The sequence below is a fragment of the Chryseobacterium sp. HNCC26DJ241 genome, assembly GCF_057180505.1.
This window is the reverse complement of sequence record NZ_JBXUGL010000001.1, coordinates 151,667-175,418: the sequence shown is the minus strand read 5'-3', so window position 1 is coordinate 175,418 and position 23,752 is coordinate 151,667. Positions and strand designations below refer to the sequence as shown.

The 23,752-nt window shown below is 32.8% G+C and carries 20 protein-coding genes; 15 read left to right on the top strand and 5 right to left on the bottom strand.

What is annotated here, in order from left to right; translation table 11 throughout:
* Positions 1-347: 347 nt before the first annotated feature.
* The 6 genes from AC2A1C_RS00820 (at position 348) to AC2A1C_RS00795 (ending at position 8,865) form a co-directional block, all read left to right on the top strand.
* Positions 348-2,231 (top strand): DNA topoisomerase IV subunit B, encoded by a 1,884-nt coding sequence (locus AC2A1C_RS00820; protein WP_484022535.1) that lies wholly within the window; start codon positions 348-350, stop codon positions 2,229-2,231.
* Positions 2,232-2,261: 30 nt separating this feature from the next.
* Positions 2,262-2,750, top strand: coding sequence for a hypothetical protein (locus AC2A1C_RS00815; RefSeq protein ID WP_484022533.1), 489 nt, complete (start codon positions 2,262-2,264; stop codon positions 2,748-2,750).
* Positions 2,750-5,353, top strand: a complete 2,604-nt coding sequence (locus tag AC2A1C_RS00810) for a DNA gyrase/topoisomerase IV subunit A (RefSeq protein WP_484022531.1) — start codon at positions 2,750-2,752, stop codon at positions 5,351-5,353. The genes AC2A1C_RS00815 and AC2A1C_RS00810 overlap by 1 nt, the downstream gene beginning before the upstream one ends.
* Before the next feature lie 63 nt (positions 5,354-5,416).
* On the top strand, positions 5,417-6,073 hold the full coding sequence (locus AC2A1C_RS00805) for a rhomboid family intramembrane serine protease (protein ID WP_484022529.1): 657 nt from the start codon (positions 5,417-5,419) through the stop codon (positions 6,071-6,073).
* Between the two features lie 89 nt (positions 6,074-6,162).
* Positions 6,163-7,167 carry a pyruvate dehydrogenase (acetyl-transferring) E1 component subunit alpha gene (pdhA, locus tag AC2A1C_RS00800; protein ID WP_484022527.1) on the top strand — a complete coding sequence of 335 codons (1,005 nt, stop codon included), beginning with the start codon at positions 6,163-6,165 and terminating at the stop codon, positions 7,165-7,167.
* A gap of 96 nt (positions 7,168-7,263) precedes the next feature.
* Positions 7,264-8,865: a 2-oxo acid dehydrogenase subunit E2 gene (locus AC2A1C_RS00795; protein WP_484022525.1), complete on the top strand. Its 1,602-nt coding sequence runs from the start codon at positions 7,264-7,266 to the stop codon at positions 8,863-8,865.
* A 120-nt stretch (positions 8,866-8,985) separates the two neighbouring features.
* Here AC2A1C_RS00795 and AC2A1C_RS00790 read toward each other — a convergent pair whose 3' ends face one another.
* The 4 genes from AC2A1C_RS00790 to AC2A1C_RS00775 form a co-directional block, all read right to left on the bottom strand.
* On the bottom strand, positions 8,986-9,546 hold the full coding sequence (locus tag AC2A1C_RS00790) for a hypothetical protein (RefSeq protein ID WP_484022523.1): 561 nt from the start codon (positions 9,544-9,546) through the stop codon (positions 8,986-8,988).
* 125 nt (positions 9,547-9,671) lie between these two features.
* Entirely contained in the window at positions 9,672-10,445 is a 774-nt protein-coding gene (locus AC2A1C_RS00785) for a TSUP family transporter (protein ID WP_484022521.1), read from the bottom strand.
* Positions 10,446-10,570: 125 nt separating this feature from the next.
* Positions 10,571-11,839, bottom strand: coding sequence for a GmrSD restriction endonuclease domain-containing protein (locus AC2A1C_RS00780; RefSeq protein ID WP_484022519.1), 1,269 nt, complete (start codon positions 11,837-11,839; stop codon positions 10,571-10,573).
* On the bottom strand, positions 11,840-12,301 hold the full coding sequence (locus AC2A1C_RS00775; RefSeq protein WP_484022517.1) for a DUF262 domain-containing protein: 462 nt from the start codon (positions 12,299-12,301) through the stop codon (positions 11,840-11,842). It lies immediately after the preceding gene.
* Between the two features lie 327 nt (positions 12,302-12,628).
* Between AC2A1C_RS00775 and AC2A1C_RS00770 the strand changes: the two genes are divergently transcribed.
* The 8 genes from AC2A1C_RS00770 to AC2A1C_RS00735 all read left to right on the top strand — a co-directional run bounded on the left by AC2A1C_RS00770 (position 12,629) and on the right by AC2A1C_RS00735 (position 20,661).
* Complete coding sequence (locus AC2A1C_RS00770; RefSeq protein ID WP_484022515.1) at positions 12,629-13,294, top strand: ABC transporter ATP-binding protein; 666 nt, start codon at positions 12,629-12,631, stop codon at positions 13,292-13,294.
* A gap of 20 nt (positions 13,295-13,314) precedes the next feature.
* A complete protein-coding gene (locus AC2A1C_RS00765; RefSeq protein ID WP_484022513.1) occupies positions 13,315-13,914 on the top strand; it encodes a murein L,D-transpeptidase catalytic domain-containing protein in 600 nt (199 codons plus the stop codon).
* 75 nt (positions 13,915-13,989) lie between these two features.
* Complete coding sequence (radC, locus tag AC2A1C_RS00760; protein WP_484022511.1) at positions 13,990-14,667, top strand: RadC family protein; 678 nt, start codon at positions 13,990-13,992, stop codon at positions 14,665-14,667.
* Complete coding sequence (locus AC2A1C_RS00755) at positions 14,664-15,578, top strand: hypothetical protein (RefSeq protein ID WP_484022509.1); 915 nt, start codon at positions 14,664-14,666, stop codon at positions 15,576-15,578. Before radC ends, AC2A1C_RS00755 begins: the two co-directional genes overlap by 4 nt.
* Before the next feature lie 61 nt (positions 15,579-15,639).
* Positions 15,640-16,572: a phytanoyl-CoA dioxygenase family protein gene (locus AC2A1C_RS00750; protein WP_484022507.1), complete on the top strand. Its 933-nt coding sequence runs from the start codon at positions 15,640-15,642 to the stop codon at positions 16,570-16,572.
* Between the two features lie 35 nt (positions 16,573-16,607).
* Complete coding sequence (locus tag AC2A1C_RS00745; RefSeq protein WP_484022505.1) at positions 16,608-17,129, top strand: DUF7935 family protein; 522 nt, start codon at positions 16,608-16,610, stop codon at positions 17,127-17,129.
* A gap of 2 nt (positions 17,130-17,131) precedes the next feature.
* A complete protein-coding gene (locus tag AC2A1C_RS00740; protein ID WP_484022503.1) occupies positions 17,132-17,743 on the top strand; it encodes an inorganic pyrophosphatase in 612 nt (203 codons plus the stop codon).
* A 176-nt stretch (positions 17,744-17,919) separates the two neighbouring features.
* A complete protein-coding gene (locus AC2A1C_RS00735; RefSeq protein ID WP_484022501.1) occupies positions 17,920-20,661 on the top strand; it encodes a sodium-translocating pyrophosphatase in 2,742 nt (913 codons plus the stop codon).
* Between the two features lie 77 nt (positions 20,662-20,738).
* Here AC2A1C_RS00735 and AC2A1C_RS00730 read toward each other — a convergent pair whose 3' ends face one another.
* Positions 20,739-21,878 carry a methionine aminotransferase gene (locus tag AC2A1C_RS00730; RefSeq protein WP_484022499.1) on the bottom strand — a complete coding sequence of 380 codons (1,140 nt, stop codon included), beginning with the start codon at positions 21,876-21,878 and terminating at the stop codon, positions 20,739-20,741.
* Between the two features lie 117 nt (positions 21,879-21,995).
* Here AC2A1C_RS00730 and AC2A1C_RS00725 point away from each other — a divergent pair, with 117 nt between their 5' ends.
* The gene (locus AC2A1C_RS00725) at positions 21,996-23,690 is read left to right on the top strand and encodes a hypothetical protein (RefSeq protein WP_484022497.1); all 1,695 of its coding nucleotides are present in this window, start codon (positions 21,996-21,998) and stop codon (positions 23,688-23,690) included.
* The last annotated feature ends 62 nt before the right edge of the window (positions 23,691-23,752 follow it).

Here is a 23,752-nt window from a genome sequence, read left to right as displayed (position 1 = left end):
TTTATAATATATGATGAAAAATAGCTGTATATTTTTATTATATGCTGAAAATGAATTAGAATTTTTTATTTTTTTGGTTGAAATTCAATAATTAAAAAAACAAAGAAATTTACTCCCTATTTTCTTTATAATTCACTAATATAAAAATTTGAAAAATAAGAATATCAATTAAAATGTAAAATTAAACGGAAAATATTTCAATATATTGTTGTTTTTTTTACAATATAAATGTAAAAAGTATTTTTTTTATTATCAAAATGCAATTTAGAATTTGCTGGAAATGAATGAGAATATTAACTGGTTTTGTAATATCCAAATTTGTATTTTTGTAAAATTGCAGAAAATATATGTCACAAGAATTGAATCCAACTTATTCCGAAGATAATATCAGAACCCTTGATTGGCAGGAGCATATCCGTTTGCGTCCCGGTATGTATATCGGAAAATTGGGTGATGGTTCATCTGCTGATGACGGAATTTATATTTTGCTGAAAGAAATTATCGACAATTCCATCGATGAGTTCCGTATGAAATCGGGAAAAAGAATTGAAATCAAACTGGATGAAAAAAAGGTTGTCATTCGAGATTTTGGTCGTGGAATTCCCCTCGGAAAAGTAGTAGATGCTGTTTCCAAAATGAATACGGGAGGAAAATATGATAGCAAAGCTTTCAAAAAATCTGTTGGATTAAACGGTGTTGGTACAAAAGCCGTAAATGCACTTTCAGATTATTTTAAAGTACGGTCTTTTCGGGATGGCAAAATGAAAATGGCAGAATTTTCCAGAGGAAATATTACCGAAAACCATTCTGAAATAGATACTTCCGACAGAAACGGAACCGAAATTACCTTTATTCCGGATCATGAGATTTTTCTTCATTTCAAATTTCGGAAAGAGTATATCGAAAGAATGCTTCGCAATTATGCCTATCTTAATCCGGGACTGAAAATTGTTTTTAATGGAGAAACTTTTTTCTCGGAAAATGGGTTGAAAGATCTTTTGGAAGAAGAATTGGAAAATGATATTCTGTATCCGATTATTCATTTGAAGGATGAAGATATTGAGGTAGCCATTACACATTCGGATAAATCTCAGACAGAGACCTATTTTTCTTTTGTAAATGGGCAAAATACAACTCAGGGTGGAACACATTTGAATGCATTTCGGGAAGCGTATGTAAAAACCATTCGAGAGTTTTTTAACAAAAATTTTGATGCTTCAGATATTCGAAAATCCATTATTGCAGCCATTTCCATTAATGTGGAAGAGCCTGTTTTCGAATCTCAAACCAAAACAAAATTGGGTTCCAATGATATTGGACCAAATGGACCTACTGTCAGAACTTTCATTATAGATTTTTTAAAAAATAAATTAGATAATTTTTTACATAAAAATCCTGAAGCTGCCGAAGCTATTCAACGAAAAATTTTAATCTCCGAAAGAGAAAGAAAAGAACTTTCTGGAATTCAGAAATTAGCAAGAGAAAGAGCCAAGAAAGTTTCGCTTCACAATAAAAAGTTGCGGGATTGCAGACAGCATTACAATGACCAGAAAGCAATAAGAAAATCCGAAACCCAGATTTTTATCACAGAAGGAGATTCTGCATCCGGATCTATCACAAAATCTAGAGATGTAGAGACTCAGGCAGTTTTTTCTTTAAAAGGAAAACCGTTGAACTGCTATGGTTTAACAAAAAAAGTAGTGTATGAAAATGAAGAGTTCAATCTGCTTCAGGCAGCTTTGAATATTGAAGAAAGTTTAGAAGATTTGCGTTACAATCAGGTCATTATTGCAACAGATGCAGATGTAGATGGGATGCATATTCGTCTTTTGATGATTACATTTTTCTTACAGTTTTTTCCGGATTTGATTAAAAATGGACATCTTTACATTTTACAAACTCCTCTTTTCAGGGTAAGAAACAAAAAAGAAACGCGATATTGTTATACAGACGCAGAAAGAGTAAAAGCATTGAATGAACTTGGAAAAAATCCTGAAATTACACGTTTTAAAGGTCTCGGCGAAATTTCTCCCGACGAATTCAAGTTTTTCATAGGAAAGGATATTCGCTTAGAGCCTGTAGTCATAGGAAAAGATCAAACCATTGATCAGCTCCTGGAATTTTACATGGGAAAAAATACTCCGGACAGACAGATATTTATTCTGGATAATCTTGTAGTGGAAGATACTGATATAGACAAAAAAGAAGTTTTAGCAGATGCAGATGATTAGAAAATAATAAAATTTAAAAACACAATACAGATGAGATTAAATAACCGTAACAAAATACCAGTATACAATTTTGTGAATACATTATTGGTAATGATTGTGATAGCAGGAGTTGCTGCATTTTTTTTAGAAAGATATAAGTTTAATGTTTTGGGATGGGAGTCCTATTTATTCATAATTATTCCGTTTTTTTTATTAGGAATATTTTATTTTAATGGAAGACAAATTTTTGAATATGATAGTGATGGAGAAGCGTTGCATTTTAAAAACAGGAATATTATTCCTTTTTTGAGCAAACCTCTGAATGATGAATTTCCTAAATATAAATTGTTAAAATATGAATTCGTTTCTTTATTGTTTATTAAAAGATTGTACATAACTATTTCAAGTAAAAACAATGGTCCAACTATTTTGAAATATGAAGTCTCATATTTAACAAGAAGAGAAATATATGATTTGAAACTCTCTCTGAATAAAGTGGTAAAAGCTAATCAGGAGAAAACCAAAGCTAATAATACATAATGACAGAAGAACATTCGCACGAAGGAGAAAGTTTAAAAAAAGTTTCCGGTCTGTACAAAGACTGGTTTTTGGATTATGCTTCATATGTAATTCTTGATCGCGCTATTCCGTCTGTATATGATGGTTTCAAACCTGTACAGCGAAGAATCATGCATTCTATGCGAGAGCTGGAAGACGGGCGTTACAATAAGGTAGCCAATATTGTAGGAAATACCATGAAGTATCATCCTCATGGAGATGCTTCCATTACGGATGCAATGGTTCAGATCGGGCAAAAAGAACTGCTTATTGATACCCAAGGAAATTGGGGGAATATTTACACAGGAGATTCAGCCGCAGCTGCAAGATATATTGAAGCGAGATTAACGCCTTTTGCATTAGAAGTGGTCTTCAATCCTAAAACTACGGAATGGGCAAAATCCTATGACGGAAGAAATAACGAACCAATAGATCTGCCTGTAAAATTTCCTCTTCTTTTAGCACAAGGTGTGGAAGGAATCGGAGTCGGACTTTCCACAAAAATCCTTCCTCATAATTTTAATGAACTTATCAATGCTTCTGTTGCTCATCTTAAGGGCAAAAAATTTGAAATTTATCCCGATTTTTTGACAGCAGGATATTTGGACGTTTCGGAATATAATGACGGACAAAGAGGAGGAAAAGTACGTGCAAGAGCCAGAATTTCTCAGGTTGATAAACATACATTAACGATTACAGAGCTTCCTTTTTCCAAAACAACTGGTGATCTTATTGATTCCATTTTGAAAGCCAATGAAAAAGGCAAGATCAAAATCAAAAAAATTGAAGATAACACTTCGGATCAGGTAGAAATTATTATTCATCTTCACAACGATGTTTCGCCGGATAAAACTATTGATGCGTTGTATGCATTCACCGATTGTCAGGTTACTATTTCTCCAAATGCCTGTGTAATTGTTGGAGACAAACCGATGTTTCTGAATGTTTCCGAAATTTTGAGAATGAATACGGATCACACCGTTTCATTGCTGAAAAAAGAATTGGAAATTGAGCTTCACGAGCTTCAGGAAAGCTGGCATTTTGCTTCATTGGAAAGAATCTTTATTGAAAACAGAATTTATCACGATATTGAAGAAGTAAAATCTTGGGAAGAAGTTATCAAAACTATTGATGAAGGTTTGAAACCTCACACCAAACATTTGCTGAGAGCTGTTACAGAAGAAGATATTGTAAAATTAACCGAAATCAGGATTAAGAGAATTTCAAGATTCGATTTAGATAAATTTAAAGAAAATATTGCTTCTCTTGAAGGAAAAATAGAGCAGGTAAAATATCATTTGGCGAATCTTATTCAGTATGCGATTGATTATTACCTGAATATTCAAAAAAAATACGGAAAAGGAAAGGAACGTAAAACCGAACTCCGAATTTTTGATACCATTGATGCAACGAAAGTAGCAGTTGCCAATGTAAAATATTATGTAAATCGTGAAGAAGGCTTCATAGGAACTTCATTGAAAAAAGATGAATATTTGTTCGATTGTTCTGATATTGATGATATCATTACATTTCAGAAAGACGGAACTATGAAGGTGGTAAAAGTAGAAGCCAAAACCTTCATTGGAAAAAATATAGAACACGTCGGAATTTTCAAAAAAAATGACAAGCGTACGGTTTATAATATGATCTACAAAGAGGGAAGAGAAGGGCCATATTATATGAAGCGTTTTTTTGTGACCGGAGTTACTAGAAATACGGATTATAAACTGGCTTCTGATAAAAAAGGCTCCGAAATGCTATATTTTTCAGCAAATCCGAATGGTGAAGCCGAAACGGTTACCGTTCTTCTAAAACCCAATGCAAGAATTCGGAAAAATAAAATGGAAATAGACTTTTCCGAACTGGCAATTAAAGGTCGTGATTCCAAAGGAAATTTGGTAACGAAATATGCAGTCAAAAAAATTGACATGAAGGAAGAAGGGGTTTCCACATTAGCTCCAAGAAAAATCTGGTTTGATGATGTCGTAAAAAGATTGAATGCGGATGCAAGAGGAACTTTACTCGGAACATTCAAAGGTGAAGATAAAATTTTGACCATCAATGCAAATGGCGAAGCAAAATTAGTTTCATTTGACTTAGGAAATCGTTTTGATGATGAATATCTGGTTCTCGAAAAATGGAATCCGGAACAGCCGATTACCTGTATTTATTTCGATGGAGATAAAGGAATTTATTTCATTAAAAGATTCCTATTGGAAAATACTCCGAATGTTCAGATTTTTATGCCTTCGGAACATCCGAAATCTTTTATCGAAAATGTAATTGTTGCCAATAAAGCTACCGCCGAAATTGTTTTTGCAAAAGAAAAAGATAAGATCAGAGATCCGGAAACAATCAATATTGATGAGTTTATTTCTGTAAAAGGAATAAAAGCAATTGGAAACCAATTGACAAAAAATAAAGTAAAAACCATCAATATCACCATTCCCGAACCGGAAGAAGAAATAAATCCGGGATTTGATGAGGTGGAATCTGCTGACGGACATATTTCATTCATAGATCATGATATAAAAGACGGGGATTTTCCTGAAGAAGGAACAATTCCTAGCCTTTTTGATGAATAAATTTTAAATAAAATATCTGTAGGAACACGCCTCTTGGCGTGTTCTAATTATAACAAATAAAAAATGAACACAATACTTTTACTTACCATTGCCATTACTGCCATCACAAGTTTTGCTGCTCCAAGTGGATCGGAAAATTTTGAAAAATATAAATTCAATGTAGGCGCAATTGTACATCGAAAAGAATACATACGTTTGCTTTCGGCAGGATTTCTTCATGCGGATATTATGCATTTGGTCTTTAATATGATGACCTTGTATTTCTTTGGACCAATTGTGATACAGGTTTTTGGAACTTTCGGATTTTTAATTATCTATATTGCTTCGATATTGTTAGGAAATTTGTTTTCATTATTTATTTATAAAAATCAAGGATGGTATTCTGCGATTGGTGCAAGTGGTGGTGTTTCAGGAGTTTTGTTTGCGGCAATTGCAGTTTATCCACAGATTGGAATTATGTTTTTCTTTATCCCGATTCCAATTCCGGGCTATATTTTTGGACTTTTATATTTCGGATATTCCGTTTACAGTATGTTGAATCCAAGAATGCACGATAATACTGGTCATGCTGCACATTTGGGAGGAGCATTTTTCGGTTTGGTGTATTCTGTTGCTTTTGCTCCGCAATTGGCAATATCAAATGCTTTATATTTAGGAATTATGGCACTTCCGCTTGTTTATTTAGCGTATGAAATTTTTGTAAAAAAGAGAATAGGATAAATAGAAATTTAATTTTTCTAAATTTAATTTGATATGCCTTTAATAAAAAATTCTTTTTTACTATTTTTGCTGCATAATTTCAAATAAGCATGAAGGAATTTTCAAAAGAAGTATACCTGAAGTGGTATGAAGATATGACAATGTGGAGAAGGTTTGAAGATAAATGCCGTTCTCTATATCTAAAACAAAAAATCAGAGGTTTTTTACATTTGTATAACGGTCAGGAGGCTATTCCTGCTGGTTTTACACATGCAATGGATCTATCTAAAGACAGTATGATTACTGCGTACAGATGTCATATTCATCCAATGGCAATGGGTGTAGATCCGAAAAGAATCATGGCAGAGCTTTGCGGAAAAGCTACCGGAACTTCCGGAGGAATGGGTGGTTCTATGCATATTTTCAGCAAAGAACATCGTTTTTATGGAGGTCATGGAATTGTAGGAGGTCAAATTCCTTTGGGAGCAGGTATTGCTTTCGCCGATAAGTATTTTGACAGAAAAGCAGTGAATATTTGCTTCTTCGGAGACGGAGCAGCAAGACAAGGTTCATTGCACGAAACGTTCAATATGGCGATGAATTGGAAACTTCCTGTAGTTTTCGTTGTAGAAAATAACCAATACGCAATGGGAACTTCCGTAAAAAGAACTGCAAACCATGAAGATATTTACAAATTAGGACTTGGATATGAAATGCCTTGTCTTCCTGTAGACGCAATGGATCCTGTAAAAGTAGCAGAAGCCGCTTTTGAAGCTATTGAAAGAGCAAGAAGAGGAGACGGGCCTACTTTTATTGAGGCAAGAACATACCGTTACAGAGGACATTCTATGTCGGATGCAGAACCTTACAGATCAAAAGAAGAAGTGGCACTTCGTAAAGAAGACGATCCTATCGAATTGGTGAAAAACAGAATTTTGCAAAACAACTGGGCTACAGAAGCTGAGCTGGAAGAATTAGACGACAAATCCAGAGATTTTGTAGAAGAATGTGTAGATTTTATGGAAAATTCACCATATCCTGATGCAGCTAAAATATATGATTATGTATATGCACAGGAAGATTATCCATTCTTAGATAAATTAGAAAATCAATAATAATTTGCTGATAGGATGATATGCTGATGTGTTAATTAAATTTTCACCTTTAAGTTATCATCACATCGTCACATTAACAAATTAACGAATAAAATTATGGCAGAAGTAATTACAATGCCCCGTCTTTCCGATACCATGACGGAAGGTAAAGTTGCTAAATGGCACAAAAAAGTAGGTGATGCAGTAAAAGAAGGAGACATTCTTGCAGAAATTGAAACCGACAAAGCAGTTCAGGATTTTGAATCTGAATTCAATGGAACGCTTTTATACGTTGGTGTGGAAGAAGGAGGTTCTGCAGCTGTAGATACAGTTTTGGCGATTATTGGAAATGAAGGAGAAGATGTTTCAGCTTTGAAAGGAGGAACGCCATTCCCAAAAGCTGAAGCTGTAGAAGAAGTAAAACCTGAAAGTAAAACTGAAGAAGTGGTTTCTGTTGCAACTGAAATTCCTGCTGGAGTAGAGGTTATCAATATGCCAAGACTTTCTGATACGATGACGGAAGGTAAAGTGGCAAAATGGAATAAAAATGTTGGAGACAGCGTAAAAGAAGGCGATATTATTGCAGAGATCGAAACTGATAAAGCGGTTCAGGATTTTGAATCTGAATTCAACGGAACTCTTCTCTATCAGGGAGTTTCCGAAGGAAATGCTGCAGCTGTTGATTCTATATTGGCAATTATTGGCCCAGCTGGAACTGATGTTTCAGGAATTATTTCCGGAGGTGGAAAACCTGCACCAAAAGCCGAAACGAAAGCTGAACAAAAAACTGAAAATACTTCACAACCAACAAGTAGCAATCAGCAATCAGCAGCATCCAACGAAAGAGTTGCTATTTCTCCATTAGCTAAAAAAATGGCGGAAGAAAAGGGAATTGATGTTTCCGCACTTCAAGGTTCTGGTGAGAACGGAAGAATTGTAAAAAAAGATATTGAAAATTATACACCTTCAGCTAAACCTGCGACTGAAGCTAAGCCTTCTGCAAGTCCGGCTGCTCAGGTTGCAATGAATTTTGTTGCCGGTGAAGATTCTGAAACTCCAAATTCTCAAATGAGAAATGTAATTGCGAAGCGTCTTTCCGAAAGTAAATTCACAGCACCGCATTACTACCTGATGGTGGAAATCAATATGGATAAAGCAATCCAAGCCAGAAATGAAATAAATTCTTTACCGGACACTAAAGTTTCATTCAATGATATGGTGATTAAAGCGGTAGCTATGGCTTTAAGAAAACATCCACAAGTAAATTCTTCTTGGGCTGGAGATAAAATCGTTCATCACGGAAATATCAACGTTGGAGTTGCAGTAGCAGTTCCGGACGGTTTGGTTGTTCCTGTTTTGAAAAATACTGATTTTATGAACTACAACCAGATTTCTGCTGCTGTAAAAGATATGGCTTCAAGAGCAAAAACCAAAGCTCTGAAAGCTAATGAAATGGAAGGCTCTACATTCTCAGTTTCCAATTTAGGAATGTTCGGAATTGAAACCTTTACATCAATTATCAATCAGCCGAATTCAGCCATTCTTTCTGTTGGTGCAATTGTAGAAAAACCAATTGTAAAAGACGGACAAATTGTAGTAGGAAATACCATGAAACTTTCTCTTGCTTGTGATCACAGAGTTGTAGATGGTGCAACCGGAGCTCAATTCTTGCAGACACTAAGAACGTATTTGGAAAGCCCATTAACATTATTGCTGTAAATTTTTTGATATAACCATAAAAACCTCTCAAAACGAGAGGTTTTTTTATATGGAAATGTGGGTAGCTGATACTATATTATACCTTAAAAAATATACTTTGATTATATATATTTAAATCTTTTAATCTTTATAATATTGACTAAACCACCCATCAAAATCAGACTTATATTTTTCTCGTGCTGTTTCTATAATTTCACCGGGTTCATCAATTTGTTCTAAATTGTAATTACTTTTGAGCCATTCCAAATATTTATCCAGATCCTCGCTTTCTTCATAATCATCTTCATCTTTATAAAAATATGCCTCTTCATGGTCTACTGAAATTTCAGTATCATACGATAGCAAATGCAATAGTTGCAGAAAATTTTCCGCAACGATATGAACACCACCTTCATCGCCAAATACTACAACAGGCATTTCATTCATAGGTTTGGCTGATCCGTCATTCCAAATTGCATAAAACGAACCTGAACCATTTGCCTGAGCAAAAGGAAATAATTTTTCTAAAAATAAGTTGTCATTGCTCCAGCTTTTGAGTCCTGATTTATCATCAATCAACACACCAAAACCATGCGAATAATTTTCAAAACCTGAACGATTTTCCTGAAAATCAATTAGTTTTTCCAACGCTTCCGGAATTTCAGTTAATCCCAAATTTTCTTTAAATTCTTTTATGTTCATATATTATTTTGAAAGTTTTTGTTTTTCAGTGTCTTAAAGTTGTTTTTTACCTCTTTATTTCGATTGATGTTTGGCAATGTGACGGATTTTTGGAACCAAATTTCGATAAAATTGCAGTTTTTTCGTCATATTATTCCAAGCCCTAACAGTATTGAAAATAACACTAGCATTGTCGTCACGATAAAGCGAATTGTTTTTATTGTCACTTTTTTCAAAAGTTTGTTACCGAAATAAGCTCCGGCAAAAGCAGAAAGCGTAGCCGAAATAATGAGAGGATAATTCAATTGATCGCCAAAACGGATAATTTGATTTAAATAAATTGTAAGTCTGGAAATATCGACTAAACAAGCAATTACTATTCCTGTTGCAATAAAAGCCTCTTTTGTCAAGTTTGCCCGAATTAAGAAGACTGTTCGTAATGCTCCTTGATTTCCGGAAAGCCCACCAAAAAAGCCACTCAAAAATCCACCGAGCGGAAGATATTTTGAATCAAATTGTAGCTGGGTCAATTTTGGGATGATATCGAAGAGTGCAAAAACAAAAAGCAAAAAGGCAATGGTTAGTTTTACAGGGACAATATAAAAAGTCTTATCTAAAATGGTGTAATTAAATATGGGATCAAGTTTGGTGATATAGGTCAAGAGATAAGCTCCAATAAAAGAAGCAATTATAGATGGAATACCGAATTTGATGATAACTTTTTTATCAGCTTTTTTTCCAAGTAATATCAGTTTGAAAATATTATTTAAGAAATGAACTATTGCTGTCAAAGTGATGGCAATATCAATTGGGAAAAATAAGGCAAACACAGGAACTAAAATTGTTCCCAATCCAAAACCAGAAAACAAAGTCAATCCTGAACTTAAAAGCGCAAATAAGCAAATAATTACATACTCCATCATTATTGTTTTTAGTATCACGGATAACGGAAAACGTGGTGGGTTTTTAGCATAGATGTTTAAAGAAGCAGTTTAGCCTCACTTTTGGCAATAACTTGATAGCAGAAATCACATTAAGTTTAATTTTATAAACTCCATCTTTCAAAAATAAATTTTGAAATCTTTTTCCCTCTTTCATTAATTGTCTTTTCGTTCCAATCATCATAATAAAAAAGTTGTCTTTCTGATTCCAAGTTTGATTTTTGATATATACTTTTCTTTTGTATAAATGTTCTGTTGTTTAGTGGTGAGTTGTCGTAAGTTAGAACTAAATTTCCAAAAGTATCAATGTTAGTTACTTCCGCAAATCCTGGTTGTGATTTTTGTGGATAGATATGTTCAATAGTTATTTTTTTGTTTTCCAAGAATTCATTTAAAGTTCCCAATTCATATTTGTATTTTTGATTTTTCTGTAAATAAGTTTCATAATCATATAACACAAGTTTTATAATGTTTTCTTGTAAATCATTATAAACAGGTTTGTTTAAAATGGAATTTCTTATTTCAGCTTGGTTTGAATTTTTTGTAACTAATATTCTTAGCTGCTTTTTTAAGTCATTAAAATTTAATTTGCTTGAAAATACTTTGTGTGCAAAATCATTTATTACAGAGTTACCAGTATTTGATTTTTTATTTCCAAATACGTAAACCTTTAAACAAAAAACTTCTAGTATTTCGCAAATTGGAACAAGAAATTCTTTTCTGAAACCTTTGTGTGATAAAATTGCTAAAAAGAGAGGTATGAATGTGTCAAATTTCCCTAATATGTTTAATCTAAGTAATGCACAATTAACTTCTTCATTTTCAAATGTTCGATTTAAGAGCATTGCATAATTAGAAGCACTTTTATGAAGTAAACTTGAGAAATCTTTTATTTCCGTTGCCTTTTTATATATTAGATTTTGGTCAGATGATTTTTGAATTTTTATAACATTTTTTCGAGAAATCATTTCTTTGACTCTTTGATGGATATCATTCAAATTTCTTGTCTCTCCTTTATACATAATGTAACAATCTTTCAAAAATTGATTTTCAATTTTAATAGAATCTCCATTTTCGATTTGCATAAGAATTGAATAAATTTCGCCAAATTTTTTATTTAAATCTTTAGCAAGATTTTTTTCATTTAATTTATGTGATAAATATATAAGATAGTTCTTAATTTTATCCATATCTGACAAAGGTAAACCTCTGTCATTCATTGTTTCAAATACTAAGCCGACTTCACTTTCTTCTTCTAATTCAAAAACATTAAGTTTAAATTTTGATAATAAATTTCTACGAATATCTATTAAACCATTAATTGAAGTAGTTTTTTGAGCTTCTAAAGTATTTATCAAAAAAGATCCTTGCATTCAAAAGATTTTTTGACTTTTACTGGCAGGTTTGATTTTCATTATATCATTAATATCCTCTTCATTAATAAGATAATTGTAAAAATCTTGGTCTGACTTGTTGTTTAATCTTAACAAGGTTTTACCTTTATCAAAAACAGGTTTTATTATTTCTATATCTGCTTTTGAACTATCTATTTCTTTTATTCTAAAAAATAAGCTAACTAAAAAAAGATGTATTGTTGTAATTCTTTGTTGGCCATCTACAATATCATAAACAGTTTTATCGCTTATTCCAAATTGTTCGATTCCTGTTTTTATAAGAGTTACAGTTCCAAAATAATGTTCTCGAATGTCTTGCACATCAGATAAATCATTTACAAAATCCGTTAATTGTGCATTATTCCAAGAATAGCCTCTTTGATATTCTGGAATAATGAAAATTCCATAATTCAAGAATTTATCTAATGAATCAAATTTCATAGTTTATTTGAGTTTTTTTGGTTTGCGATTTCTGCTAACATCCAAACGTACGCATTGTGTCAATTTCATCTTTGTAACATACGTTCATCTGTTTTTTAATACTATCGTATTGTATTTATAATCAAATTATTATATTTTTTTTGTTATTACATTAAAAAATAAGAAACAAAAATTTGCAAAAACTAATTTTCCAAAAATAGCGAAAATCTATTGATAAATTATTTTTAATCATACTAAAAGTAGTAATTTTTTTAAACATTTTCATGCAAAAAATCCTTCTCATTTTCTTATTTGTATTCTAAAAGCAAATCACTATTTTTGAAAACTATGATCAGAGCAAAAAATATTCATAAATTTTATGGAGATCTGGAAGTGCTGAAAGGCGTGGATATTCATATCAAAGAGGGAGAGGTGGTTTCCATAGTTGGAGAATCCGGTGCTGGAAAATCTACACTTTTGCAGATTTTGGGTACATTGGATAAGCCTACCAATCCGGATTTTTATCACACGGAAATAGCACTCAACGGAAAGCACTTTCTCAACATAAGAGATAAGGAAATTTCCAAATTCAGGAATCAGAATATTGGGTTTGTATTTCAGTTTCACCAGCTTTTGCCAGAGTTTACAGCTTTGGAAAATGTACTTTTGCCAACTCGTATTTCAGGAAAAAACGAAAAAGAATCTACAGAAAAAGCCTATTCACTTTTTGAAGATTTGAAAATCGCAGACCGGCTTCATCATAAACCAAGCCAGCTTTCCGGAGGTGAAGCGCAAAGAGTGGCGGTAGCAAGAGCTTTGATTAATTCCCCAAAAATTATTCTTGCAGATGAACCTACCGGAAATCTCGATTCTAAAAATGCGGATGATCTACACCAATTATTTTTTGATTTGAGGGACAAATACAACCAAACTTTTGTGATCGTAACCCACAATCCACATCTTGCGGAAATTACAGATCGTAAACTGGTAATGAAGGATGGCCTTATTTTGTAACGGTTAATTGGCAAAAAAAAATGCGAAATTTTATTTTTCTTCTCTTGATTGTCATCATTTCTTGTGAAATAAAATCTCAGGGAAATGATGCTTCTTCGGTAAAAATAACATCGGAGGTTTTGCCATCTGAAAAAATTTCGGAGATCAAAAATTATATCAAAGGAAAAAAATACAATCAGAAAACGGCATTTTTCATCAATTTTAAAATTTCATCCGGAAAATACAGGTTTTTTATTGTAGATATCGAAACCAACAAAATTCTGGAAAAAGGAATAGTTTCTCATGGTTCGGGTTCTGTAATTAAAAATTCTGACGAATTGATATTTAGTAATATCGAAGGCTCTTATCAATCCTCCTTAGGAAAATACGAAATAGCCACTAATAGCTATGTAGGAACTTTTGGAAAATCTTACCGTTTGAAAGGTTTGGACAAAACCAATAGTAATGCTATGAAAAGAGCAATTGTTTTACATTCTCTTAGTTGTGTTCCGGATTCAGAATCTGAAAATCCGGCTTGTTTAAGTTTAGGATGTCCGATGCTTTCTCCAAATTTTTTCAAAAAAGCAGAAAATTATATTGATGCATCAAAGCAACCGATTATTCTTTATGCATTTTATTAATTATATTATAAACCATCAACTATCAACCATCAACTATCAACCATCAACTAATAACCAACAACCACTAACAAAAAAATGTCCATAAAACTACTTGCAGAAGACGACAGACCGAGAGAAAAATTTTTACTGAAAGGCAAAGATTCGCTTTCGGATTCTGAACTTCTCGCCATTATTATGGGAAGTGGAAACAGAAACGAATCTGCGGTGGAATTGGCAAGAAAAATTTTGAATTCGGTAGGAAATAATTGGAATCATCTTTCTAAACTTTCCCTAAAAGATTTAATGAAATTCAATGGAGTAGGTGAGGCTAAGGCAATTTCTATTGCGGCAGCTTTGGAAATCGGACATCGAAGAGCAGCTCAGGAAATTCCGGAGCGTGCAAAAATTTCAAATTCAGAAAGTGCATTCAGAATTTTGAGTCCGCATCTTTCCGATTTGCAGACAGAAGAATTTTGGGCAATTTTTCTGAATCAGAATAATCAGGTGATTTATAAAACCGGGCTTACAAAAGGCGGAATCAGTGAATCTATTGTTGATATTAGGATTCTTTTTAAGACTGCGCTTGAGCATTTTGCAACCGGAATTATCGTTGCCCACAATCATCCATCCGGAAATTTAAAACCAAGTAGTGCCGATATCAGCATCACCAAAAAAATAAGTGAAGCCGGAAAATTATTGAATATCCAGCTTCTCGATCATCTTATTATTGCACAAAATCAATTTTTCAGTTTTGCGGAAGAAGGATTATTATGATTAAAATATTGAAATACAACGAAATAGATTTTGATAAATATTCCTTTTGTCTGGAAAATTCTGCCCAGCGGAAATATTCGGCTACAAAGGATTTTTTGGATATTACTTCGGACAAGCAATGGGAAGTGTTGGTTTATAACGATTATGAAGCTGTGATGCCGGTTCCGTTTGTAAGAAAATTCGGATTTAAATTTGTTCATAATCCTAAACTTTGTCAGCAATTGGGAGTTTTTTCAAAAGAAGATTCTACAAAAATAAATGATGCTTTTTTGAGTTTTTTAGAAAAAAACTATATAATAAGATATTATTCTTTTAATGATGAGAATGTTTTCTCCACAAATCTGCCAACAAGAAAAAACTTTTTGATTCTTCCGGATGAGTATGAAAACGTTTATAAACGATATTCTCCTAAAAGAAAACGAAAAATACGTCAGGAACCAGAAATTAAAGAAAATTCGAAAATTAAAGAAAACCTACATATTAATCTGGTAGAAGATTTTATTCTGGATAATATGAGAGGGGCGGACAACAATCCTAATGATTGTGAAGATTTTTTGCAAATCATAAAAGGATTTTATAAAGAAAATAAATTGAAATTGTACGGATATTATTATCAAAATAGCCTTACAAATTTAATTATACTATATGAAGATAATCAAGCAAATGTACTGCTTGGAACTTATAACGATCCTTCTTTTATAAAGTTAAGCGGAGCTTCTGTTCTCATTGATGAAGCGATAAAAAAGTGTATTCACAATAAGATTTTTGATTTTGAAGGAGGAGATATCCCAAATGTAGAAGAATTTTTCCGGGGTTTTCGTCCAATAATGAAATCGTACCCTTTTTACAGTAATTCCAAAAAGTCGTTAATTTTCAGTTTACTTAAACTTAAATTTTTAAGAAAATCTTAGTTTTTTTGAAAAATCTTATCAGAATTATTTAATTTTACGACAGGTATACAAAGGTTTAATTATGCTGAAGTCTATTAGAAATTACAAATTACCATATGTTGTTTACAATTTTTTCCATAAAAAAAAATTGGAACATAATATTCCTTTATTCAAAAAATTCGGTTTGAAGAAAAAATATTATTCTTCGATTTCGAGTAAAGATTTCAAGCATTTACCGGCAAAAGAAAGATTGATAAATATAGAAAGATTAAAAAATTCCGTTTTTTATAAAGCACTTTCTGAACAGAACAAAAAGAATGTAGATGATTATGATAAAAATGGATATCTTATTTTAAAAGAGTTTATTTCTCCTCAAACTGTTGATCAGATCAATTCTGAAATAGATCAGTTTCTGGAAAATGGAACATTAAAATTCCGTTATGGAAACAAGCTCATGTTTGCCATACATCATTCAGCTCTTATTAAGGATACAGGAAGCAATAAAGATTTTATGGATTTTTTGTCTATACTCTTGGATGGCAAGGCAAAATTATTTCAAAGTATTAATTTCATTAATGGAAGCCAGCAAAAAACGCATTCTGATAGTATACACATGACTACTTATCCACTTGGAGGTCTTCTTGGTGTTTGGATTGCACTTGAGGATATTGATGAAAATAATGGAGCTTTGCATTATATCCCGGAAAGCCATAAGCTACCATATTATATGAATGGAGATTATGATAATGAAGGGAATGCTGTAAAGATTGGAAACAAGGGCTATAAAAGCTATGAGCTATTTCTTGAAAATAAAGTGAAAGAGCTTGGTTTGAAAAAAGAAATTTTTCGTGCTAAAAAAGGGGATGCTTTGATTTGGCATGCCAATATTTTACATGGAGGCGAGCCTCACCTTGATAAATCAAGGACAAGAAAGAGTCTTGTATATCATTATTTTGATGAAAACAGCATTTGTTATCACGAAGTTACAGAAAGACCTGCATTATTTGAGCTATAATTCATAAATAATTCTTAATTTTGCCACCTCAAATTATGGCAAATCTATCGGATTATCTTCCTTATGCAGTAGCAATTATCATTGCAATTCCTTTTTTGGTTTTGCTAAGACAATTTGTGTACACTTACATTTCTCTTAAAAAGCAAGAAATGAAAGCTTTAGGAATAAAAGCAGGAAATGATTTACGATTTCAGGCTTTTGAAAGGATGACCTTATTTCTGGAAAGAATAAAACCTTCAAACCTTGTAGGGAAATTTGATAAAAATCTTGCTCCTCACGAATTTCTCTTTCTTACTGAGAAAAGCATTCAGGAAGAGTTTGATTATAACGCTTCCCAGCAAATTTATTTGAGTAAAACAAATTGGCAGAATATTGTTTTCGGTAAAGATAAAGTAATTAAACTTTTGCATAGTACACACGAAGGTTTGGGAAATAACGCCAATCTGGAAGATTTTAAAACTCTTTTCATGATGAATTATATCAATGAAGGAGATTTTATTTCTGATAATATTGAGGAATTGAAAAAAGAATTATTAATACTAAACTATAACATATAATAATGATACCAAATTTTAAAGCACATCCATGGCATGGAATTTCAGCAGGTGAAGATGCACCAAATGTGGTAAATGTTTTCGTAGAAATTGTACCATCAGACACTATAAAATATGAAGTGGATAAAGAGACAGGCTATCTTAAAGTAGATCGTCCTCAGCAATTTTCCAATATTATCCCTGCTTTGTATGGGTTTGTTCCAAGAACATATTGCCACGACGAAGTAATGAGACTGGCTATTGAAAGTGGAGCAGAAGACGTTACAGAAGGAGATCATGATCCATTGGATATTTGCGTTTTAAGCTCTCACAGTATCCATGCAGGTGGAATGTTGATGGAAGCTATTCCTATCGGTGGTTTTAAAATGATTGACAAAGGTGAAGCTGACGATAAAATTGTAGCAGTAATGGTTGGAGATCATGCTTTCGGTCATTTTAGAGATATTTCTGAACTTCCACAGGCAGAAGTAAAAAGATTAATGCATTATTTCCTTACCTATAAAAATTTACCTAATGAACCTGCAAAATGCAGAATTCAGGAAGTATATGGAGCGGATCATGCAAAAGAAGTGATTAAGGCTTCAAAGAGAGATTACGCTAATAAATTTGGGGGATAATTTTAATCTCATTTTTGTAAAAATATAAGGCAAATGAATTCGTTTCATTTGCTTTTTTTGTTTATAATCAAGTGGTTACATTCGATATTTGCGAAAATTATGAAGAATTCATTTATTTTATCAAAACATTACGAATAATTATTATATTTAAGAGTTATTTTAAAAATCTATAAACTATGAACTTATTCGTGTTAGTACCGATTTTTGGAGTTATTGCATTGCTTTACACCTTTTTACAAAGTAATTGGGTAAGCAAACAGGATTCCGGAAACGAAAAAATGAAGGAAATCAGTGGTCACATTGCGGATGGAGCAATGGCTTTCTTAAAAGCAGAATATAAGATACTGATGTATTTTGTGGTTATTGTTGCAATTCTACTTGCAGTAATGGGAATGAGTAATGCCAATTCGCATTGGAGTATAGGAATTGCATTTGTTGTAGGAGCTATATTTTCAGCAATGGCAGGTTTTATAGGAATGAAGATCGCAACTAAAGCTAACGTAAGAACAGCAGAAGCAGCAAAATCATCTCTCTCAAAAGCTCTTAAAGTCTCTTTTACAGGTGGTTCTGTAATGGGAATGGGAGTTGCCGGATTGGCAGTTTTGGGACTTGGATCTTTATTTCTAATTATTAAGCAAATTTTTGCACCACATTCTGGGGTAGACTCTCATGAAATGGAAAGAACTATTGAAATTCTTACAGGATTTTCTTTAGGTGCAGAATCTATCGCGCTTTTTGCAAGAGTAGGAGGTGGAATTTATACAAAAGCTGCTGATGTTGGTGCAGATTTAGTAGGAAAAGTGGAGGCTGGAATTCCGGAAGATGATCCGCGAAATCCCGCAACAATTGCAGATAATGTAGGTGATAATGTAGGTGATGTTGCAGGAATGGGAGCAGATTTATTTGGTTCTTACGTTGCCACGGTATTAGCAACGATGGTTTTAGGAAGAGAAACGGTTTCTGATGATTCTTTTGGAGGTTTTGCACCGATTCTTTTGCCGATGCTTATTGCAGGTCTTGGAATTATATTTTCTATCGTAGGAACTTTCTTTGTGAGAATTAATGATAATGAAGGCTCGTCTACTTCTAATGTTCAGAATGCTTTAAATTTAGGAAACTGGGGAAGTATTGTAATTACGGCAATTGCTTCTTATTTTTTGGTGGATTATCTTCTTCCTGAAAAAATGGTTTTAAGAGGTCACGAATTTTCTAAAATGGGAGTTTTCGGTGCTATCATGGTTGGTTTGGTGGTAGGAACTTTGATGAGTCTTATTACAGAATTTTATACAGCAATGGGAAAAAGACCGGTTTCAAGTATTGTGAGACAATCTTCTACTGGTCACGCTACTAATATTATTGGCGGACTTTCTGTTGGTATGGAATCTACACTTTTACCGATTCTGGTTTTGGCAGGTGGAATTTACGGTTCCTATCTTTGCGCCGGACTTTATGGAGTAGCAATTGCAGCGGCCGGAATGATGGCGACAACAGCAATGCAATTAGCAATTGATGCTTTCGGGCCAATTGCTGATAATGCAGGTGGAATTGCAGAAATGAGTGAACTTCCGAAAGAAGTCCGTGAAAAAACAGATATTTTGGATGCAGTTGGAAATACCACTGCTGCAACTGGAAAAGGCTTTGCTATTGCTTCGGCTGCACTTACGGCTTTAGCTTTATTTGCTGCTTTTGTGGGAATTGCAGGAATTGACGGGATTGATATTTACAGAGCCGATGTTTTAGCCGGATTATTTGTAGGAGCGATGATTCCTTTCATCTTTTCGTCTTTGGCAATTACGGCAGTTGGACAAGCGGCAATGGCAATGGTGGAAGAAGTGAGAAGACAGTTCCGCGAAATTCCCGGAATTTTAGAAGGAAAAGGAAAACCGGAATATGAAAAATGTGTGGCCATTTCTACAGATGCTTCCATCAAAAAAATGATGCTTCCGGGTGCAATTGCTATTGTTTCACCTCTTTTGATTGGATTTATTTTCGGCCCTGAAGTTTTGGGAGGATTTTTGGCAGGAGCTACAGTTTCCGGAGTATTGATGGGAATGTTCCAGAATAATGCAGGTGGAGCTTGGGATAATGCAAAAAAATCTTTTGAAAAAGGAGCAGATATTAATGGAAAAATTTATTACAAAGGTTCTGATCCGCACAAAGCTTCTGTAACAGGAGATACAGTTGGAGATCCTTTCAAAGATACTTCTGGCCCTTCCATGAATATTTTGATTAAACTAATGTCTATCGTTTCTTTGGTAATTGCTCCTACTTTAGCTTCACTTCACAAAGATAAGATTGAGGCTGACAGAAAAGAAAAACTCGAAAATCTAATGGGAAAAGGAATGATAATGCCACCACCTCCAGCTCCCGGAATGGCTATTCCTGAAGCGCCTCTTCCTCCAAAAGTAATTAAAGGTCAACTAAATACGGATGGAGATTTTGTATACGATACTGGCGAAATTGAAGAAATAAAATTAGTGGGCGGAAAGTCACTTGGTTTAGGAAAAGAAAGTCAGTTATTGGCGTTTTACAATGGGGTAAAAAATAATGATCCTGCATTGTTGGATAAAAATGTGTGGTTCACAATTGAAAATTTATATTTCCAAAGTGGAAGTAGTGAACTGAAACCGGGTTCTGAAGAACAACTTCTCAATCTTGCACAAATACTAAATGCTTATCCGAAATTAAAGGTAAAATTGGGTGGTTACACCGATAATACAGGAAGTGAAGAGGCAAATAAAAAACTTTCCAATCTAAGAGCTCAAACTGCTAAACTGAAATTAATTGAAGCAGGAATTGCTTCAGACAGAATTGAAGCGGAAGGTTACGGTTCACAATTTCCGGTTTGTCCTCCAAATGATACGGAGGAATGCAAAGCGAAAAATAGGAGAATTGATGTAAGAGTTCTGGAAATGTAATTTCCTTTTTTAATAAATTTTAAATGCCGGATTTTCCGGCATTTTTTATGATAGAAATAAGCTTTTTGCTTGAAATTTTATAAATTCTTCAAATTCTTTATTGCCTTTACAATTGTTTCCTCCTTTTTAGAAAAACAAAAACGGATAGAATTGGTATTTTTTCGATCGTTATAAAAAGCGCTTAAAGGAATGGTCGCTACTTTATGATTTTCAGTAAGCCAATAGGCAAAAGATTTTTCATCGAGGCTGGAAATTTTTTCATATCCTAAAACCTGAAAATAACTTCCTTCTGAAAGATGTTTCAAAGTAAATGAAGTTTCTCTAATTTCTGAAAGAAAAAAATCTCTTTTCTGTTGCATCGTTTGCTGATTTTTTTTCGGGTCAAAAATTTCAATATATTCTGCTAATGCTTGTTGTGCAGGAGAATTTACGGAAAATGTTAAATATTGATGTATTCTTCTGCAAGCTGCCATAAAATCTTCATTAGCAACTATATATCCAATTTTCCAACCGGTGATATGAAACATTTTTCCAAACGAAAAAACTGAAAAGCACCTTTTCTTGATTTCCGAATGATGCAGTGCGCTTACAAATTCAAAATCATCGAAATGAATCAGATCATATACTTCATCTGAAATTACAATAATTTTAGTATTTTTAATCAGTTGCCAAAGTTTTTCCCAGTCATCTTTTTTCCAGATTTTTCCTGTCGGATTATGAGGTGAATTTACAATAATGGCTCTGGTTTTTTCTGAAATTTTGGATTGAAGTAAATTCCAGTCCATTTCAAAATTTTCATTTAGGGAAACAAAAACAGGAATTCCGTCATTCATTTCTACAGCTGGTTGATAGCTATCATAGGCTGGTTCTATAATAATCACTTCATCATTTGGTTGTAAAACAGCAGAAAGAGCGGTATAAATTCCATATGTTGCTCCCGGAATTACGGTGATTTCAGAATTTGAAAACTCAATCGAATTTTCTCTTTTTTTATTGAAGTCAATTAAATTATTGATTAGCAAAGAATTTCCTGACATTGGAGCATATTGATTGAAATTCTGTTCTGTTGCTTTTGCCAGAAGTTTTTTTAATTTCTCATCAATTTCATAATCCGGAAATCCTTGTGCAAGATTTATAGCATTGTTTTTAATAGCAAGAGCCGTCATTTCTGAGAAAATGGTAATGTCGCTTGCTGAATGTTTTGGTTTTAGTTTCATAAAAAAGACTATTCTAAACAAATTTAATTATTAATTACTAACAAAATTATAATGCGTCAAGTTTTGTCGCTATCCACCAATACCTTTGAGATGTTTAACAATTAAAACTTTATTATTATGACAACAATTTTAATGGAAGATCCAAAAACAAAAGAAATGATTAGTGTAAGGGAAGTTACTTCAGCTCCTTATATAGATAATATCATTTACTTTCAAGAGACACCAACAAGTCCAATTTATGAAAGAATTGTACCAGACAAAATTTTAAATGTTCTTTGGTGGGGAAGTGATTCTGATGCTATTCAGAAAGCTATTGATTTTGCTGTTTTTAATGTAGGTGCTTACAATAGAGCTTTGTATTCTGTTTATTTGCCTCAAGGAGAGTATATAATTGATAAAACAATTGTGGTAAAAAATACGGAAGGAATGCATATTTTCGGTGGTGGAATAGGATCTTTACTCTGTATAAAAAATAATACGCATGTAGATAGTGTTTTTGAACTAAACGGTACAGCATTTGGAGTTTATGAAAATTTTTATTTTGGAGGGGATTTAGGTTCTTGTGATCATTATTTTAATATTTATTGGGGAGATAAAGAAAGTACTATTCAGCCTCCTGATCCTGAAGATCAACCAGGATATTATCCTAAGCGTACTTCTACTCAAAATACTTTTAAAAATATAAGAAACATAGCTGGGAAATTCAAACATGCAGTAAGAATAGATGGAGAAAATCAAAATGATGTATCAATGTGGTATAACTGTAGTTTCAATGGAAAATGGAAAGCAGATAATGATGCAGAAGGATATTTTCAATCCGCTTATTATATTGGTAATGGAAATACAGGAAATAATTTAATTCATAATTTTCAAAATAATTATATTACTAATGTAAAAACAGCTTTCATTTTTGCTGGAGTTGGTGGTTCCATTACAGGTGGGGGTGCCTCAAATTTAGATACTTTCATTTTAAGAAAAGGAGTTAATGAAACTCTTTTGGTATCTTCTTTCAGACTAGAAGGAACAAAAAGAATATACACAACAATCGGATCTTATGCTGGAGCAGAAGTGCATAATGCGCCAGATAATATTACTCTTCAAAATTTATGGTATTCTGGTTTAGTTCCAGAAAATCATCCAGATTGCTTTAAACCTGCAGAGGATGGAGTACTTATTTTTCATGGAGGAGGAACTATGAATATAGTTGGATCTACAATAACAAATTTACCAGAAGGATATAATATGAAAATTAAGCTTTCAGGAGCATATAGTAATGTAGATTTTAGTACAGCAATAAATATAAACGGATGTAATTTTCAGGGAAAATTTGAAGAAATGTTTATTCCAGTTTCTTTAAATAATAATCAAAGTAATATTAATGCTACAGCTACAGTTATTTGCAGCAATGAAAATGTAAAGAATTTGGGAATTGTAAAAATGGGTAATCATATACCTTATTATCAAAAATACTTTAGCAATTACCATCCAGATAAAATAAGAAGAAATCCACTAAGACATTTGTATACTGATGAAAATAATTTTGTTGAAATAAGCAATCCTGATGAATCAAATGGATTTAAACTTTATACTATCAAAGATAATGTTGCTGCATATGATGTTATTAAAGGTAAAAATCAAGAATATTTGATGTTACAAAATTTTAGAGAAATTGTTGCTGATTTATTACGAGCGGATTTCCGTCCGAATGATTATATAGATGCAAGTGCACCAATCCATTGTATATATTTTTCAACGAATAGACAAAAGCTAGCATACAAAGCTGTAAATGGAACTGTAACAGAATTAAGTTAATATTATCAATATTTTGATCTAAAATCAATCCAAAAAATGTTTATCATTTTTTGGATTTTCAT

Bases quoted from the DNA above. Each gene is read 5' to 3' on its own strand.
- AC2A1C_RS00755 (WP_484022509.1), top strand. From the start codon at position 14,664: ATGATTAAAATATTGAAATACAACGAAATAGATTTTGATAAATATTCC.
- AC2A1C_RS00725 (WP_484022497.1), top strand. From the start codon at position 21,996: ATGACAACAATTTTAATGGAAGATCCAAAAACAAAAGAAATGATTAGT.
- AC2A1C_RS00765 (WP_484022513.1), top strand. From the start codon at position 13,315: ATGCGAAATTTTATTTTTCTTCTCTTGATTGTCATCATTTCTTGTGAA.
- AC2A1C_RS00815 (WP_484022533.1), top strand. From the start codon at position 2,262: ATGAGATTAAATAACCGTAACAAAATACCAGTATACAATTTTGTGAAT.
- AC2A1C_RS00810 (WP_484022531.1), top strand. From the start codon at position 2,750: ATGACAGAAGAACATTCGCACGAAGGAGAAAGTTTAAAAAAAGTTTCC.
- AC2A1C_RS00790 (WP_484022523.1), bottom strand. From the start codon at position 9,546: ATGAACATAAAAGAATTTAAAGAAAATTTGGGATTAACTGAAATTCCG.
- AC2A1C_RS00770 (WP_484022515.1), top strand. From the start codon at position 12,629: ATGATCAGAGCAAAAAATATTCATAAATTTTATGGAGATCTGGAAGTG.
- AC2A1C_RS00820 (WP_484022535.1), top strand. From the start codon at position 348: ATGTCACAAGAATTGAATCCAACTTATTCCGAAGATAATATCAGAACC.
- AC2A1C_RS00795 (WP_484022525.1), top strand. From the start codon at position 7,264: ATGGCAGAAGTAATTACAATGCCCCGTCTTTCCGATACCATGACGGAA.
- AC2A1C_RS00745 (WP_484022505.1), top strand. From the start codon at position 16,608: ATGGCAAATCTATCGGATTATCTTCCTTATGCAGTAGCAATTATCATT.
- AC2A1C_RS00730 (WP_484022499.1), bottom strand. From the start codon at position 21,878: ATGAAACTAAAACCAAAACATTCAGCAAGCGACATTACCATTTTCTCA.
- radC (WP_484022511.1), top strand. From the start codon at position 13,990: ATGTCCATAAAACTACTTGCAGAAGACGACAGACCGAGAGAAAAATTT.
- AC2A1C_RS00805 (WP_484022529.1), top strand. From the start codon at position 5,417: ATGAACACAATACTTTTACTTACCATTGCCATTACTGCCATCACAAGT.
- AC2A1C_RS00735 (WP_484022501.1), top strand. From the start codon at position 17,920: ATGAACTTATTCGTGTTAGTACCGATTTTTGGAGTTATTGCATTGCTT.
- AC2A1C_RS00780 (WP_484022519.1), bottom strand. From the start codon at position 11,839: ATGCAAGGATCTTTTTTGATAAATACTTTAGAAGCTCAAAAAACTACT.
- AC2A1C_RS00740 (WP_484022503.1), top strand. From the start codon at position 17,132: ATGATACCAAATTTTAAAGCACATCCATGGCATGGAATTTCAGCAGGT.
- AC2A1C_RS00785 (WP_484022521.1), bottom strand. From the start codon at position 10,445: ATGGAGTATGTAATTATTTGCTTATTTGCGCTTTTAAGTTCAGGATTG.
- pdhA (WP_484022527.1), top strand. From the start codon at position 6,163: ATGAAGGAATTTTCAAAAGAAGTATACCTGAAGTGGTATGAAGATATG.
- AC2A1C_RS00775 (WP_484022517.1), bottom strand. From the start codon at position 12,301: ATGAAATTTGATTCATTAGATAAATTCTTGAATTATGGAATTTTCATT.
- AC2A1C_RS00750 (WP_484022507.1), top strand. From the start codon at position 15,640: ATGCTGAAGTCTATTAGAAATTACAAATTACCATATGTTGTTTACAAT.